The organism is Mycobacterium sp. (assembly GCF_019243155.1).
Classification (GTDB): domain Bacteria; phylum Actinomycetota; class Actinomycetes; order Mycobacteriales; family Mycobacteriaceae; genus Mycobacterium.
The window spans coordinates 1-15,262 of sequence record NZ_JAFAUS010000193.1 but is presented as its reverse complement, the minus strand read 5'-3'; the positions used below and the strand labels follow the sequence as shown (position 1 = coordinate 15,262).

Genomic DNA, 15,262 nt, shown 5'->3' with positions numbered 1-15,262 from the left:
GCGCCCGTCAGGTGCAAAGGGTTGGCGCGTCGCACACGTTGCCGGGGCAATACGCCGAGTGTGCGGCGTTCGTCAAGGTTCCCGCGTCCAACAGCGTGACGCCCTTCGCGTCCAGGTTGGAGTGAATTTCGTCGGCGATCTGCTGTGGTGTCCAACCCCACGTCAGGTCGTAACAGACGAGGTGCGCCTCCCCGATGAGCGCCTCTTCGGTCTTCGGCGGCCACGTGAAGCCGGCGGCGTGCAGTTGGGCGAAGTACGCGTCATCAGCGGGGGTGGCGGTCGCGACCGCGGCACTGCTCAGCAGGGCGGCACCGGCCATCACGGGGATGGTCAGTCCGGCCAGCCAATGGGGTGAGGGCATTTGCTGCGCTTCCTCTCTTTTCGACATCGACGATGAACCACAGTCTGCGGGTCCGAAGCTGCGCGGATACGAGGAATGGCGAAAAGCGCCCGGCTGCGTGGCCGATAACTCGCGGTGTGCGTGCCCACTTCGGCGCCATTGTGGAACCGATAGAGGTTTGGGATCGGTAGCCAGCAGAAGACGAAAATCTTTCGCTAGCCGTCGCCCATGCCACGGCCGACAAGCAACGAAGGGATCGCGCCGTGGACGCCATCCGCACACTGAAGAAGATCATCGCCGGCGCAGTGCTGTCGGGTGGTCTGGCGCTCGCCGGTGGCGGGCTTACCGCAGGGATAGCCCAGGCAGACAACCCGGATTGGGGCCCGGCACACCATTGGTGCCCGGGGGAACCCCTCCCCGCGACCGGTAACCACGTCACCGATCCCTTTCGCGGCTGGGACACGAACGTGTGCCATACCTACTACTACCTCTGGCCTGGCATGGGCAATGTCTCCAATATGATTTGGGACGGCGATAACCCGCCCCCGAAGCCCCCGCCGGCGCTCATCACCAGGGACAACTGCCAGCAGATACTCGGGATTTTCTGCCCCAAGGCGTGAACTCAAAGAGGTCAATTTCGCGAATAGGCCAAAGCGCGCGGTAACCTCATTCTCGTAATGCAAGGACCGCGCGATGGAAGGGGCTAAGCGCTGATGGCCGACCCCGGCGACGACGTTGCGGTGACCCGCGGCGACCGATTCATCAAGACCGCCGTCGAGATATTGGGTGAAACGGGACGCACCGATTTCACCGTGCAAGAAGTCGTGGCGCGCTCCAAGACGTCACTGCGCGCCTTTTATCAGCACTTCAGCAGTAAAGACGAATTGCTGCTGGCCCTGTTCGACAGGACCATTGCTCAATCGGTGCAGACCTGGCGCGCCGAGACGACGGGGCTGGACAGCACCGCGGCGCTGAAATTGGTGATCGACCGCATCAGCCAACAACCCGAATCGAGTACCCAAGACAGCCTCAATCGGGCATTGACCCTCTACAACCAGCATTTGGCCGAAACCCGTCCTCGCGAATACGCCCGGGTCCTCTCCCCCTTGCATCGGCTGATTCGCGACATCGTCGGGCAGGGCATCACCGAAGGAGTCTTCAACCCCGGATTGGACGTGGGTGCGGCGGCGGCGATCGTCATGCAAACGGTGATGGGCGCGCAGCGATTGCATTGGCTGGGAGCCGAATTGAACGGCACCCCGGTCGACACCGGCCAGCTGTATGACTTCTGCAACCGTGCGCTCGGGATCCGCGACGTCGAGGAGGAGTCGGCCCCGCCCTCACTGGGCGAGCTGTTCGCCCAGATCGGCATGCGCCCGGGCACCCGCGACGGCGAATTCGCGATGACCATGCCCGTGAGCCCGCAGGTGGTCAATACGTCCGGCGCGCTGCAGGGCGGTTTGATCGCCACGCTCGTCGACGTGGCGGGGGGCCAGTTCGGGCTGGGCTATCTGCAGCCGGGCACCACGATGACGACCGCCGACCTGTTCATCCGCTACCTGCGACCCATCCGGCAAGGGTCGGCCTTCGCCGTCCCGCGAATGCTGCGGTCAGGCCGCCGGGCGATGGTCATGCAGGTGGACATTTACGGCGACGACGAGGAACTCCTGGCCACTGCGACGGTGAACTTCGCGGTGATTGATGGAGCGACGCCGAAGCTCCCCGACTGGCCGCGGGCCTGAGCGGCCGCAGCGCCGGTACACCTTGTTGTACAAAAGTGGTAACGTCATTACCACAGATAGAGAACCCAAGACTTCGCCCAAGGAGATCGCCATGCCCTCTCGCGAGCTTTCCTTCCCCGTGTTCGACGCCGACAACCACATGTACGAGCCGCAGGAGGCGCTGACCAAGTTCCTCCCGGACAAGCGCAAGAACGTCATCGACTACGTGCAGGTCCGCGGCCGCACCAAGATCGTGGTGCGCGGCCACATCAGCGAGTACATCCCCAACCCGACCTTCGAGAAGGTCGCAAAGCCCGGCGCCCAGGAGGACTACTTCCGCAACGGCGCGCAGGGCAAGACCTACCGCGAAATCCTCGGCGAGCCGATGAAGGCCATCCCAGCGTTCCGCGAGCCGGGTGCGCGCCTCGAGGTCATGGACGAGCTCGGCATCGATTACGCCCTGATGTTCCCGACCCTGGCCAGCCTGGTCGAGGAGCGTCTGAAGGACGACCCTGAGATGACCCACGACGTCATCCACGCGCTCAACGAGTGGATGCACGAGCAGTGGACGTTCAACTACCAGGACCGGATTTTTGCCACCCCGGTGATCACCCTGCCAATCGTCGATCGCGCCCTCGAGGAGCTGCAGTGGTGTCTGGAGCGCGGGGCCCGCACCATCCTGGTCCGCCCGGCCCCGGTCCCCGGTTATAAGGGCAGCCGGTCGTTCGGGCTCGAAGAGTTCGACACCTTCTGGCAGGCCTGCATCAAGGCCGAGATCCCGGTCTCGATGCACGCCTCCGACAGCGGCTACTCCGAGTTCGCCAACGTCTGGGAGCCGGGCGACGAGTTCCTGCCGTTCAAGCCGACCGCCTTCCGCAGCTTTGCGATGGGCCATCGGCCGATCCTGGACGCGATGGGCGCGCTGGTGTGCCACGGCGCGCTGTCCCGCAACCCCGAGCTGCGGATTCTGTCGATCGAAAACGGCGCCGACTGGGTGCCCGATCTGTTCAAGGGCCTCAAGGGTGTCTACAAGAAAATGCCGCAATCGTTCAGCGAGGACCCGATCGAGGCGTTCAAGCGCTGCGTCTACATCACCCCGTTCTGGGAGGACCGGTTCAACGAGATCGTGAACATGGTGGGAACCGACCGGGTGATGTTCGGCTCCGACTGGCCGCACCCCGAGGGCCTCAAGGACCCGATCAGCTTCGTCGACGAGCTGACGGACTTCTCCGAAGAAGACATCGCCAAGATCATGGGCGGCAACCTGATGAAGCTCATGAAGGTTTCGAAGCCGGCCAAGAAGCCCGTCTCAGCCTGATCGAATAGCAGTGCCGTTTCCCGGTGAGATGTCCGATGGCTCACCGGGATTCGGCGCGCTGAATGCTTTGGCACACGCGAGCAACGAGATCGCTGCCGGCCCTGCCGAGTAAGCCTGCGACGCTTGAGGTTCGCTGGAAAGTCGCCGTTCGTTGCGAACCGGCTGATCGACGAAGCCGCCTGTGCGCCCATTACTTTGAATCTATTCGCCCATGGGCCCGAGGCGACACCAAGCGGACGGTTAGGGAACCGTTGCTCAAAGCACCGGTTCCCGTTGTAATCTGATCCACGACGTGTGCAGAATTGGTCAACCCATTTGACCTGGTTTCCGACTCGGTCCCGCATGCAGGTCGGTCGGAGGCACCTTTAGGAGGGCGGCCGGGTGGTGGCCGAAAAGCACTGGGACAAAGCCGTGGGCGCGGCCGACGATGTGCGTCGCATCTTCGAAAGCGTGCCCGCGGCGCTGATCGGCTTGGAGGGGCCCGATCATCGATTTGTCGCGGTCAACGCCGCTTATCGCCCCTTGAGTCCGAAGCCCGATCCCATCGGGCTGCTCGCGCGCGAGGTCTACCCCGAACTCGGTAGCCAGCAGATCTTCGAGATGCTCGACCGGGTTTACCAAACGGGTGATTCACAGATCGGGGCGGAGTGGCGGCTGCAAGCCGACTACGACGGCACGGGTGTCCAGGAGCGGTTCTTCGACTTTCTGGTGACTGCGCGCCGGGGCGAAGACGGAACCATCGAGGGCGTTCAGATCATCTTCGACGACGTCACGGAACGGGTGCGGGCACGGGCGGCCGCCGAGGCGCGTATGGAGGAACTGTCCGAGCGCTATCGCAACGTACGCGATTCGGCCACCGTGATGCAGCAGGCCTTGCTGGCACCATCCGTACCGGTGATTCCCGGCGCCGACGTCACCGCCGAGTACCTTGTCGCGGCGGAGGACACCGCGGCCGGTGGCGACTGGTTCGATGCGATACCCCGAGGGGATCGGCTGGTCCTCATCGTCGGGGATGTGGTCGGCCACGGCATCGAAGCCGCCGCGGTGATGTCGCAGTTGCGCACCGCGTTACGAATGCAGATCCTGGCGGGGCACGCGATCACCGAGGCCCTCGCGGCAGTCGACAGCTTCCACGAGCACGTGCCCGGCTCGAGTTCGGCCACGATCTGCATCGGCGCACTGGAATTCGCCACAGGCGAATTCCAGTACTGCACCGCCGGACACCCGCCACCGCTGCTGGTCGGCGCCGACGCGGACTCCCGTTACCTGGAACCAACCGGCGCCGGACCGTTGGGCAGCGGCACCGGCTTTCCCGTCCGCACCGAAGTCGTTGGCGTGGGCGACGTCATCCTGCTCTATACCGACGGCCTGATCGAGCGCCCCGGCCGGCCGCTGGTGGCCAGCACCGCCGAATTCGCCGAGCTGGCCGCGAACATCGCCAGCGGCCAGAGCGGCTTCGTCATCGAGTCGTCGATGCGCCCTATCGACCGAATCTGCTCGGACACACTGGAATTGCTGCTGCGCTCTACCGGCTACAACGACGACGTCACACTGCTCGCGACGCAGGTTCGCACGCCACCGCCCCCACTGAACATGACGCTGGATGCCACCATTCACGCGGCGCGCGCGGTGCGCTCCCGGTTGCGCGAGTGGCTGGCGGAGATCGGCGCCGACGCCGACGACATCTCCGATGTCGTACACGCCGTTTCCGAATTCGTCGAGAACGCGGTCGAACACGGCTATGCGAAACAGCCTTCCGGCACCGTCATCCTCGAAGCTTCGCTTTCCGGCGACGGCAACCTGCACGCGTCGGTCATAGATCACGGCCGCTGGAAGGACTACCGCGAAGGCGAGAAGGGCCGCGGACGCGGGCTGGCCATGGCCGAAGCCCTGGTGTCCCGGGCGCACATCACCCGCGGAGCCGACGGGACGACGGCCAGTCTGACGCACCGCCTCTGGCGACCCGCCAACTTCGTCACCGACACGCTGGTCAGCCGCGCGGCCCAGCAGCGGGCGGTCAACTCCGAATTCGTCTCCACCATCATCGAACCCGGTCGCATCATGGTCAGCGGCGACGTCGACTCCGACACCGCATCCACCTTGGATCGTCAGATCGCGGTCGAAAGTCGTTCCGGCATAGCCCCGTTGACGATCGACCTGAGCGCCGTCACCCACCTGGGATCGGCGGGCGTCAGCGCGCTGGTGGCGGCACGCGATCGAGCCCGCCGCCACGGCAGCGAGTACGTATTGGTGGCCCCGCCGGCGAGCCCGGCGCACCACGTCCTGTCCCTCGTCCAGATTCCGGTTGTCAGCAGCCTTGCCGAGAATGTCGTCGCCGAAGGTTAGGGCGAGTCGGATCGCCTGCCATGCCGCACTTGGTTGAACGGCACCCCGCGGTCGGCTGCATATTCCCGGGGGAACCCCAGCACCCGCTCGCCAATGACATTGCGCGCCATCTCCGTTGTCCCGCCGCCGATGGCGACCGTCTGGCGCGCCAGCGACCGTAGTCCGGTCTGCAGGCCCGCGCCGGGTTCCCCGACCACACCGGAGGCTCCCGCGATCGCCAGGGCGGTGTCCACATCCAGAGTCACCGTCTCGGAGTGAAACAGCCGGATGAGCGTTCCGGCGGCAGGCGGCAGCTCCCCGTCGCGGACACTGGTGTACACGTGCGCGATCAGTTGCTGCGCGACGGCGCGGTGTACCAGGACCCGGCCGGCCATCTGCTGCACGCGTTCGTTGTCGGCCTGGCCCGTCTGCTCCGCAAGGGCAACGTAGTCAACGGGATTCGCGTTGCCACCCTCGCTGCCGCTTCCGCTGGCGAATTCCGAGCCTTGTCCGACCGCACGGCGTTCGTGATAGAGCTGACGCGACGCCACCGCCCAGCCGCCGTTGACCTCACCCACGACGGCGTCGTCACCGACGTCCACCCCGTCGAGGAATTCCTCACAAAACTCCTTCGAGCCGCTCAGCATCGTGATGTGGCGCAACGTGATTCCGGGATGATGGATCGGCACCAGAAACATCGTCAGGCCCTCGTGCTTGGGCACAGCCCAGTTGGTGCGCGCCAGGCACAGTCCGTAGTCGGCCGCGAACGCGCTGGTACTCCACGTCTTGGCGCCGTTGAGAACCCATCGGTCGCCTTGTCGTTCGGCCCGGGTCAGGACACCGGCCAGATCCGATCCCCCACTGGGTTCGCTCAGTAGCTGCACCAGCACCTCATCGCCCCGCAGCGCCGCGGCGATGTGCCGCTTCTTCTGGTCTTCGGTGCCGGTGTCGAGCAGGGTGGCGCAGCAGATGGTGAACGTCGGGATGTTGAGGATCAACGGCATCTCATACGAGAGGCTCTCCACGTCGAAAGCCCTCTGATACTCGTAGTCGAGCCCCAGGCCACCGTACTCGCGGGGAAAGCAGATACCTGCCAATCCCCCTTCGTACAAACGCTTTTGCAGTTCACGGGCGCGCAGCCACGATCGCTCTTCGTCGCGCGGCGCGGGCGGCGGGGCCTCGGGGTCGATGGCGGGCATGTTGTCCGCCAACCACGCCCTGGCCCGGGCGGCGAACTCGGCAACGGATTCGGTCTTCGTCATGTGGCTGACCGGGCCGCTTTCTCGTACTCGTACACGCGCAGGTTGTGTTCCTCCGGCGTCCCGAACATGGACCGGTACAACGTGACCCGGCGCAGATACAGGTGCAGGTCGTGCTCCCACGTGACGCCGATCCCGCCATGCATCTGCACACACGCCTGAACGATCTGGCCGGCCATCTCGCTCACATACGACTTCGCGATGCTGGCGGACAAGCCCGCCGTGGGTGAACCACCGGCGATGTCGGCGACCGCGGCCGCGGTCGTCGCGCGACAGGCCTCCAGCCACAGCTTCATATCGGCGAACCGGTGTTTGAGGGCTTGGTAGGACGCCAGCGGGCGGCCGAAAGTGTGGCGGTCCAAGGCCCATTGGGTGGTGAGGTCGAACACCGTCTGCAGTACACCGACCACCTCGGCGCACTGCAGCACTTGGGCGATCTGGCTCTGCCGCTCGATCAGCGCGGCGGTCTCAGCGGCGGTGCCGACCGCGGCGGAGCCCTGCACGACGACACCGTCGAAACGCACTCGGGCGTACTGCTTGACCAGGTCCACCGACTGCTGGGGCTCAACCGTGACGCCCGGCGCGTCCGTCGGGACCAGGAACTGGCGAATGTCGCCACCGCATCGCGCCACGACCAACAGCACGCCGCTCTGGGCGCCGGCTTCGACCCGGTCCTTGATGCCGTCGATGCGATAGCCAGATTCGGTCGGCTCGGCCGTCACCGACGGATTCAGCGGCGCCCAGCCTTGACCCGGCTCGCACACCGCCCAGGACGCCACCTGTTCACCCGACATCAGCGCCTCGATGGTGGCGGCGTGCGCCTGGCGATCCGCGCACTCGGCGAGGGCCGTCAGCACGACGCTGACCGGATACAGCGGTCCGGGCGCCACCGTCCTGCCGAGTTGCTCGGCGACCGTAGCCAGATCCGACAGGCCACTGTCCGATACGCTGCCGCCGCCCAGCTCGTCCGGGACCAGCAGGCTCGTCCAGCCGAGCTCCGTGGCGCGCTGCCACCACGCCGAATCGAACGAGACCCCCGCGGCATGCAACTCTCGCACGCGGCGCAGTGGCACCTCCTTGTCCAGGAAGGCTTGGGTCGTGGAGGTGAAAAGCGTCTTTTCGGGCGAGTCGAGTGTAGTCATGCGGCCGACGGGATCCTTTGTGGCATTCGAGTGCTGAGCTGCAGGGAAGGGAAACTACTTCGCCGTTTGACCATCCGGCTGATCGCTTCTCGTCGGAGTTCGCTGGCGACTCCGATGTTAGCAATGCTCCCTACGGTAAGAGATACCGGAGTGCAGTCGATAGTGATGGCGTTCACCCACTACATGGCGAACACGCGACGCAGCGACCGGGCATGCAGGGCCCGGTTCTCTTGAGAGACATCCCAATCGGGAACCAACGTGTCGAATCCATTGAAAGCCGCTGCGATGACGTGCAATTCGGTGTGTACGTAGGCGTGCAGCAGCCGGTTGGCGTAGTCGATGGCTTCGTCGCGGCACGGATCGATCTCCGAGCAGCTGATGAAGGTGGGCGGCAGACCCTCGAGGTTGGCGCGGTGTGCGGGCACGTGTTGACCGCTGGCGCTGGCATGGCCCAGGTAGTGGTTCCAGGCCCGGCTCACCGCGGGACCGTTGAGACCCGGGGTGCGCTGAAACTCGCGCCGCGACGGCGTGGCATCGGAGTCGAGCATCGGCTGGTGCAGGATCTGCACCAGGATCTGTGGCCCCTCGTCGTCGAACATCCGCTGCGTCAGGCCCGCGACCAGCGCGGCGCCCGCGTCCCGACCCATCACGGCGATGCGACCGACGTCCACGTTGAGCTCGGCGGAATTACGGATGGCGTAGTAGAAACCGGCCTCGACATCGTCCAGCGCCGCGGGGCACTTGTGCTCCGGCGCGAGCCGGTAGTCGACCGATACCAGCAGGCAGCCGCCGGCTCGGGCCAGCTCCACGCATTGCGCGTGGTCGGTGTCCAGATTTCCGGTCACAAACCCCCCGCCGTGCGCATAGAGGACCAGCGGTAGAGCCGACTGCGCCTGATCCAGGTCGGGCCCCCGGTAGAAACGCAGGTTCAGCTGGTGGCCGCCCGGACCGGCGATGGATCGCGTTTCGACGGCGACACCGCTGGTGTCCACCGCTGCGGCGCGCTCGGCCGCGAGCCGGTCGGCCTGCTCCCGCTCGGCGGGCAACGTCTCGGTGCGGAATTCGAAGGCGCCGTGTTCGATGGCGGCATCCCGCAGCGCGGGGTCGATGCGGTTAAGGCCTTGTGGGCGCGTCAGATTCGTCTGCGTCATACCCTCTCATCTCTCGGACTCATTGTCCGGCCCCGGCCGGGACCTTGCTGGACGTTCCCTTCAAGGTAGACCTGCGTTTCCGCACGGTGAACGATGAGGTACTTGTCGTTGCCACGCGCCAACAGTCAGGTGATCCAGCCGGCCGCGGTGTGCGTGACCTCGGACTCCTGCCCGGCGTAGCCCCGCCGGCTCACCGCTCCCCCGGCAGCGCCTTCACTGTCGTCGGTAGCCCGTACAGGGCCGTCGCATTGCCCCGCATGATCCGCTCGCGGTGCTCGGCCGGGAACCGGTTGATCGCGTACGCCGGAGCGTCATAGCTCCAGTGCGGATAGTCCGTCGAGAACATGAGGTTGTCGCCCAGGTCCATCATCTCCAGGTACTGGCGGAACGCAACGGTGTCGACATCCTCCAGCGGCTGGGTGGTGAAGCGCACGTGCTCGCGCACATAGTCCGACGGGCGGCGACGCACCTGCGGCAGGTCGCCACGGCGCGCTTCCCAGATCCGGTCCATCCGTGACATCACCGGCATCGCCCACGTGAAGCCGCCCTCAACGAAGACCACCCGGAGATCGGGGTGCCGGTCGAAGGCGCCGTCGAACACCAGGCTCATCAGGTGCGAGACGTAAAGCAGCGGCCAGGCCGCGAAGAAATCGTGCCAGTGCGCGGGATTGCCGACGGGGTAGATCGGGATCAACTCGAACGGCGTCTGACCCATCAGGTGCGTGGCGACCGGGAACCCGTTGCGCGACGCGGCTTCGTAGATGGGATCGAAATGCGGGTTGCCGAACGGGATTCCGCGAGTCTGCGGTGTCATCAGCACCTGAGCCATGTAGGGGTGGCCGGCCCACCGTTCGATCTCGCGCGCGGCGTGCTCGGGTGTCTGGGCGCTGACGCTGATGGAGCCGCGCCAGCGGCCGTGCGCGTTGTATCGGTCCAGCCACACGTCGGCGAGCCAGTCGTTGTACGTCGCCTTCAGCACGTGCTCGGCCTGCGGCAGCTGCGCGTCGCACATCGGCTCTAGCGACGCGATGCTCACGCCGGCATCCACGAGCAACTGTTTGGCGGCGAAGTCCGGGTCGCTGCCGGCGACCCCGCCGCCCGGCGGCGCGGCGTCGAGTCGCAGCGACATGGTCTTGTACGAATCCGGGGTGTCGTAGAAGTGCGGCACAGGTGCGACCGCGTTTCCGGACGGCCAGATCTTGTCCACCCAGTCGGCCGGTGCGTAGGACTTGAGCACGTCGGCCGATACCGGCAGGGGGTGCACATCGGTGTCGACGATGGTGACCGCTATTTCGTCGGAGTGACCGCGTGCCGATTCGACCCGCTCGATCGTGGTCATAGGACACTCTCCTTCAGCCCGTAGAGCTCACTGGCGTTCTGCCACAACACCTTGTCTCGTTGCGCATCGTCGAGGCCGGCGGTCGCCACGTCGGGCGTCAGCGCGGACCAGTGCGGATAACTCGACCCGTACATCAGCAAGTCGGCCTTGCCGGTGAAATCGATCCAGCGTTTGGTGTTCTCGGTTTCCACCGGTCCGTCGAAGGCCGACGAGCAGAACCGGACATGGCCGGGCAAGTACTCGCTGGGATAGCGGTCGACCCACGGCGTCTGGTCGCGCATCGACAACCAGAAGGTGTCCAGTCGCCAGATCAACGGGGTGAGGATGTCGTAGCCGCCGTCGGCGAACACGAATTTCAGGTTCGGGTGCCTACCGAACACGCCCTCGACGATCAGCGTGGACAGGTGGACGAAGTAGTTCAGCGGCATGAAGGCCGCATACCCCGGGTAGGTGTGGGCGTGGCCGGCGAAGGTCGGCGCGTAGTCGACGCCGTTGCCGCCGTTGATGTGCACCGCGACCGGCAGGCCGTGGGCTGCGGCGGCCTCCCAGATCGGCTCGAACACCGGCTTGCCGTATGGCTCGCGCGACTGCATCGGGACACCGACCTGGACCAGCTTCGGATGATCGGCGAGACGCTCGATTTCCGCGACCGCGCCCTTGGGGTCTTCGGGATTGACGCGAATGGTGCCCAGAAACCGGTTCGTGGTGTCGGGCTCCAGCCACCGGTCGAGCAGCCAGTCATTGACTGCCGCGCAAATTCGGCTGTTGAGTAGATAATCGGCGATGTTGCCGCGCGTCAGCGGGTTCAGGATGGCGTACGCGACGCCGGCCTCATCGAACAGGTGCCGGGCGACGGTCTCGGGATCCGACCCCGGGTAGTGCTCGCCGTAGAGATCCGCGCGATAGTCACCCCCGGGAGCCTGATACCACTGCTGTTCGACGTCGGGGATCGACCGCAGCTGGTGGGCCGCCGCGAGATAGCGCCGGATTTCGGCGTTGTAGCGAAAATGCGGCTGCAAGTTGGCATCGACGATCGGGCTCATGCGGTGAGATACACCTCCCCGTCGGTGACGTCGACTTCGTACGTCCGGATGCGTCGCGTCGAATCGGCGACGTTTTGACCGGTTGTGATATCGAATTCCCAATTGTGCCAAGGGCATCGGACGATTTGGCCATCGCGGACCCGCCGCAGTCCGCCGGGTTCGTGCGGCGCGGATTCGTTGGTACCGCCGATCAATCCGAGGCACAGCGGCGCGCCTTCGTGCGAGCAATAGTTGACGATGGCGTAAAACTCGCCGCGCACGTTGTACACGCCCACACCGAATTTCCCGACGTCGACCAGTTTCATCGCACCAGGCGGCAGCTCGTCGGCCGAGCATACGAATCGCCGTTGGGGCACTTGAATCACCGCCTTCGTGATGCCGCGCAGTATCAATACTGTGCCCGTTACGGTAGCCACTACAAGTCGTTGGGCTTCGTTGCTATTTATACTATGATAGCGATATTCCCATATCCGAAGGAGCGGCAATGGCGCTGCGCACCGAACACCCCGACTATGGGGGCCAACCCGTCACCCTCGACACCACCGGCGAGACGAGCCCGTACCCGTTCTTCGAGTACATGCGGCACAGGGATCCGGTCTGGCACGGCGCCTTCATGGACTCCGAACAGATGCCCGAGGAACTGCGGCCGGCCGACGAGTGGGTGCTGTTCGGTTACGACGCCGTGTTTCAGGGCTTCCGCGACGACCGGATCTTCACGTCGGCCGCCTACGACAAGACAATCGGATTGGTCATGGGCCACACCATCCTGGCGATGGGCGGCAAGGAGCACCACGATCACCGAAACCTGGTGGCCAAGGCTTTCCGGGCGACCGCCCTGGAACGTTGGGAACCGTCGGTCATCGGCCCGGTGTGCGATCAGCTGGTCGACGAAATCAAGAACGATGGTCACGCCGATCTGGTGAAGGCGCTGACGTTCGAGTTCCCGACGCGAATCATCTCCACGTTGCTCGGACTGCCGCCGGAGGACCTCGACATGTTCCGGCGGCTGTCGCTGGACCTCATCTCGATCCCGACCGACATCATGGCGGGCCTTAACGCGGCGACCGAGCTGCACGGCTACTTCCTCGAACAGGTCGAGCAGCGCCGGCGCAAACCCACCGACGACATCATCGGTGACCTGGTCGCCGCCGAGATCGACGGCGAAAAGCTGACCGACGAGGCCATCATCGCGTTCCTGCGCCTACTGCTTCCGGCCGGGCTGGAGACGACCTACCGCTCGTCGGGCAATCTGCTGTACCTGCTGCTGACCCATCCCGAGCAGCTGGCTTCGGTCTATCAGGACCGGTCGTTGATTCCGATAGCCATCGAAGAGGGGCTGCGCTACGAGACGCCACTGACGATGGTCATGCGGACCACGACCGAAGAAATCGAAATCGGCGGCAAGGCCATCCCGGCCGAGGCGCAGGTGGACATGTGCATAGGCTCGGCCAACCGCGACGAGACGCGCTGGACCGACCCCAACACGTTCGACATCCGCCGACCGCGGCAAGCTCACATCGCATTCGCCGGCGGTATCCACATGTGCCTCGGTATGCACCTGGCACGGCTGGAAACGCGGGTCATCTTGAACAGCCTGTTCGACCGCGTGAAGGATTTGGCCTTCGTGCCCGACGACGGCACCGCTGTGGAGTCCAAGATCGTCGGGCTCACCTTCCGGTCGCCCAACAAACTTCCGGTCACGTTCAGCCCGGCCGCATGAAAAGCCAGGCGGCGATCCTGCACGACGTGGGCGGGCCGTGGTCCGTCGAGGAATTCGAACTGGACCCGCCCAAGGCCGGCGAAGTCCTGGTGCAGATGGCCGCGGCGGGCCTGTGCCACTCGGACGACCACATCCTCAAAGGCGACATGTCGGCACCCAACGAGGTGATGCGATCGCTGGGGTTGCCGACCATGTTCCCCACCATCGGCGGTCATGAGGGAGCCGGTATCGTGCGCGAAGTCGGCCCTGACGTAACCGATTTCGCGCCGGGCGACCACGTGGTGATGTCATTCGTCGCGGTATGCGGGCAATGCCGTTGGTGCGCGACGGGGATGGAGTACCTGTGCGACGTCGGCATCGGCACCATGATCCCCGGGATGCCCACCGACGGAACGTTCCGCCATCACACCGCCGACGGCCATAACCTGGGCCATCTGGCCAAGGTCGGCGCGTTCGCCGAACACACTGTGGTCTCGACGGATTCGCTCGTGAAGATCGAGCCGGACCTGCCATTGGTGCCGAGCGCGTTGCTGTCCTGCGCCATTCCCACCGGCTATGGGTCGGTGGCCAACCGCTCCGGCATGCGCGCCGGCGATACCGTCGCCGTAATCGGCGTCGGCGGGATCGGCACGGGCGCCATCCAGGGCGCCCGGATCGGGGGCGCCGCGCAGATCATCGCCGTCGATCCGGTTGAATTCAAACAGAAGTCGGCGTTGCGGTTCGGCGCGACGCACAGCGTCGCGACCGTCGCCGAGGCGCTGGATCTGCTGCGGGGCCTGACGTACGGGGTCATGGCCGACGCCGTGGTGGTCTCCCCCTCCCTGATCACAGCTGCGGACGTCCGGGACGCGCTGCAGCTCACGCGTAAGGGTGGGACCTGCGTGCTGACCGGCATGACGTCGCAGCTGACTCGGTCGGTCAAGATCGACCTGCAGGACTTCATCCTGATGAACAAGACGTTGGCGGGCACCGTGTTCGGCTCGTGCAATCCGAGGGCGGACATCCACCGGCTGGCCCGCCTCTATCAGACCGGGCAGCTGCAGCTCGAAGAGATGATCACCCGACGCTACCGCCTGGACGAGATCAACGACGCCTACGACGATCTCCTCAACGGCAAGATCGTGCGGGGCATCGTCGATTTCGGAATCGCCTGAGGTTACCGATTGCCGCCCATCAGCCGTTGCATCTGACCGTAGGCGTCGATCGGGCTGTGTAGCGCCAGGCCGCCGTCGGCGTGCACGATTTGTCCGGTGACCCAAGGCAATTCGAGGACCCCCACGATGGCCCCGGCGACGTCGGCGGCCACGCCCACACCGCCCAGCGCCGTCCGTTCGGACAAGCCCTCGACCCAGCCGGGGAGTTGCTCGGGCTTCGCCAGCATCGGGGTTCTCGTGACGCCGGGTCCGACGGCGTTCACCCGGATCCCGTAGCTGCCCCACTCGACGGCGGCGACCTTCACCAGCATGTCCACCCCCGCCTTCGACACACAGTAGGCGCCCATATCCCGGTCGGCCACGGTGCCGCTGATGCTGGAGACGGAAACGATCGAACCGCCTTCACCGGCCTCGACCATCGCTTGCGCGGCAGCGCGAATCGTCAGGAAAGTGCCTGTGAGGTTTACGGCCAGCACCCGTTCCCACTCCGCGTGCTCCTGCTTGAGCAGCAGGCCCGAGGCGCCCACCCCGGCACAGGTCACGACGCGGGTCGGCACACCGTGCTCGCGTACGGTTCGCTCTATCGCGACCGACACCGCGCCGGGATCGCTGACATCACAAGCGATATCGCCACCCTTGAGGTCCCACACCACGACGTCGTGGCCCGCGTCGCGCAGCCGTCCGACGACCTCGAGCCCGATGCCCGAGGCTCCCCCGGTCACCAGCGCGGTCGCACCGGCGGTCACCGGG

The 15,262-nt window shown here is 65.5% G+C and carries 14 protein-coding genes; 6 read left to right on the top strand and 8 right to left on the bottom strand.

The window, feature by feature from the left end; all coding sequences use genetic code 11:
- Positions 1 to 7 precede the first annotated feature (7 nt).
- Positions 8 to 319, bottom strand: a complete 312-nt coding sequence (locus tag JOZ00_RS09445) for a DUF732 domain-containing protein (protein ID WP_366022282.1) — start codon at positions 317 to 319, stop codon at positions 8 to 10.
- 284 nt (positions 320 to 603) lie between these two features.
- Here JOZ00_RS09445 and JOZ00_RS09440 point away from each other — a divergent pair, with 284 nt between their 5' ends.
- The 4 genes from JOZ00_RS09440 (at position 604) to JOZ00_RS09425 (ending at position 5,725) form a co-directional block, all read left to right on the top strand.
- Positions 604 to 960 carry a hypothetical protein gene (locus tag JOZ00_RS09440; RefSeq protein ID WP_293342936.1) on the top strand — a complete coding sequence of 119 codons (357 nt, stop codon included), beginning with the start codon at positions 604 to 606 and terminating at the stop codon, positions 958 to 960.
- A 93-nt stretch (positions 961 to 1,053) separates the two neighbouring features.
- On the top strand, positions 1,054 to 2,082 hold the full coding sequence (locus JOZ00_RS09435) for a hotdog fold thioesterase (protein ID WP_293342932.1): 1,029 nt from the start codon (positions 1,054 to 1,056) through the stop codon (positions 2,080 to 2,082).
- Between the two features lie 91 nt (positions 2,083 to 2,173).
- A complete protein-coding gene (locus JOZ00_RS09430) occupies positions 2,174 to 3,379 on the top strand; it encodes an amidohydrolase family protein (protein WP_293342929.1) in 1,206 nt (401 codons plus the stop codon).
- Positions 3,380 to 3,760: 381 nt separating this feature from the next.
- A complete protein-coding gene (locus tag JOZ00_RS09425) occupies positions 3,761 to 5,725 on the top strand; it encodes a SpoIIE family protein phosphatase (protein WP_293342926.1) in 1,965 nt (654 codons plus the stop codon).
- On the opposite strand, the gene JOZ00_RS09420 is transcribed toward JOZ00_RS09425, so the two are convergent.
- The 6 genes from JOZ00_RS09420 to JOZ00_RS09395 form a co-directional block, all read right to left on the bottom strand.
- Positions 5,722 to 6,966 carry an acyl-CoA dehydrogenase family protein gene (locus JOZ00_RS09420; RefSeq protein WP_293342923.1) on the bottom strand — a complete coding sequence of 415 codons (1,245 nt, stop codon included), beginning with the start codon at positions 6,964 to 6,966 and terminating at the stop codon, positions 5,722 to 5,724. The two genes, JOZ00_RS09425 and JOZ00_RS09420, sit on opposite strands and share 4 nt — an antisense overlap.
- The gene (locus JOZ00_RS09415) at positions 6,963 to 8,105 is read right to left on the bottom strand and encodes an acyl-CoA dehydrogenase family protein (protein WP_293342920.1); all 1,143 of its coding nucleotides are present in this window, start codon (positions 8,103 to 8,105) and stop codon (positions 6,963 to 6,965) included. The genes JOZ00_RS09420 and JOZ00_RS09415 overlap by 4 nt, the downstream gene beginning before the upstream one ends.
- Before the next feature lie 179 nt (positions 8,106 to 8,284).
- Positions 8,285 to 9,256: an alpha/beta hydrolase gene (locus JOZ00_RS09410; protein ID WP_293342917.1), complete on the bottom strand. Its 972-nt coding sequence runs from the start codon at positions 9,254 to 9,256 to the stop codon at positions 8,285 to 8,287.
- Positions 9,257 to 9,446: 190 nt separating this feature from the next.
- Complete coding sequence (locus JOZ00_RS09405; RefSeq protein ID WP_293342915.1) at positions 9,447 to 10,595, bottom strand: amidohydrolase family protein; 1,149 nt, start codon at positions 10,593 to 10,595, stop codon at positions 9,447 to 9,449.
- On the bottom strand, positions 10,592 to 11,638 hold the full coding sequence (locus tag JOZ00_RS09400) for an amidohydrolase family protein (protein WP_293342913.1): 1,047 nt from the start codon (positions 11,636 to 11,638) through the stop codon (positions 10,592 to 10,594). Before JOZ00_RS09400 ends, JOZ00_RS09405 begins: the two co-directional genes overlap by 4 nt.
- The gene (locus JOZ00_RS09395; protein WP_293343008.1) at positions 11,635 to 11,994 is read right to left on the bottom strand and encodes a Rieske (2Fe-2S) protein; all 360 of its coding nucleotides are present in this window, start codon (positions 11,992 to 11,994) and stop codon (positions 11,635 to 11,637) included. Before JOZ00_RS09395 ends, JOZ00_RS09400 begins: the two co-directional genes overlap by 4 nt.
- A 128-nt stretch (positions 11,995 to 12,122) precedes the next feature.
- On the opposite strand from JOZ00_RS09395, the gene JOZ00_RS09390 reads away from it, so the two are divergent.
- Together JOZ00_RS09390 and JOZ00_RS09385 are read left to right on the top strand one after the other, a co-directional pair.
- The gene (locus tag JOZ00_RS09390) at positions 12,123 to 13,358 is read left to right on the top strand and encodes a cytochrome P450 (RefSeq protein ID WP_293342910.1); all 1,236 of its coding nucleotides are present in this window, start codon (positions 12,123 to 12,125) and stop codon (positions 13,356 to 13,358) included.
- On the top strand, positions 13,355 to 14,512 hold the full coding sequence (locus JOZ00_RS09385; RefSeq protein WP_293342907.1) for a Zn-dependent alcohol dehydrogenase: 1,158 nt from the start codon (positions 13,355 to 13,357) through the stop codon (positions 14,510 to 14,512). The genes JOZ00_RS09390 and JOZ00_RS09385 overlap by 4 nt, the downstream gene beginning before the upstream one ends.
- Before the next feature lie 2 nt (positions 14,513 to 14,514).
- Here JOZ00_RS09385 and JOZ00_RS09380 read toward each other — a convergent pair whose 3' ends face one another.
- On the bottom strand, positions 14,515 to 15,258 hold the full coding sequence (locus tag JOZ00_RS09380) for an SDR family oxidoreductase (protein WP_293343005.1): 744 nt from the start codon (positions 15,256 to 15,258) through the stop codon (positions 14,515 to 14,517).
- Between the last annotated feature and the right edge of the window lie 4 nt (positions 15,259 to 15,262).

Coding starts and splice junctions, on each gene's coding strand:
- JOZ00_RS09445 (WP_366022282.1), bottom strand. CDS start 319: ATGGCCGGTGCCGCCCTGCTGAGCAGTGCCGCGGTCGCGACCGCCACC.
- JOZ00_RS09435 (WP_293342932.1), top strand. CDS start 1,054: ATGGCCGACCCCGGCGACGACGTTGCGGTGACCCGCGGCGACCGATTC.
- JOZ00_RS09430 (WP_293342929.1), top strand. CDS start 2,174: ATGCCCTCTCGCGAGCTTTCCTTCCCCGTGTTCGACGCCGACAACCAC.
- JOZ00_RS09420 (WP_293342923.1), bottom strand. CDS start 6,966: ATGACGAAGACCGAATCCGTTGCCGAGTTCGCCGCCCGGGCCAGGGCG.
- JOZ00_RS09415 (WP_293342920.1), bottom strand. CDS start 8,105: ATGACTACACTCGACTCGCCCGAAAAGACGCTTTTCACCTCCACGACC.
- JOZ00_RS09410 (WP_293342917.1), bottom strand. CDS start 9,256: ATGACGCAGACGAATCTGACGCGCCCACAAGGCCTTAACCGCATCGAC.
- JOZ00_RS09405 (WP_293342915.1), bottom strand. CDS start 10,595: ATGACCACGATCGAGCGGGTCGAATCGGCACGCGGTCACTCCGACGAA.
- JOZ00_RS09400 (WP_293342913.1), bottom strand. CDS start 11,638: ATGAGCCCGATCGTCGATGCCAACTTGCAGCCGCATTTTCGCTACAAC.
- JOZ00_RS09390 (WP_293342910.1), top strand. CDS start 12,123: ATGGCGCTGCGCACCGAACACCCCGACTATGGGGGCCAACCCGTCACC.
- JOZ00_RS09385 (WP_293342907.1), top strand. CDS start 13,355: ATGAAAAGCCAGGCGGCGATCCTGCACGACGTGGGCGGGCCGTGGTCC.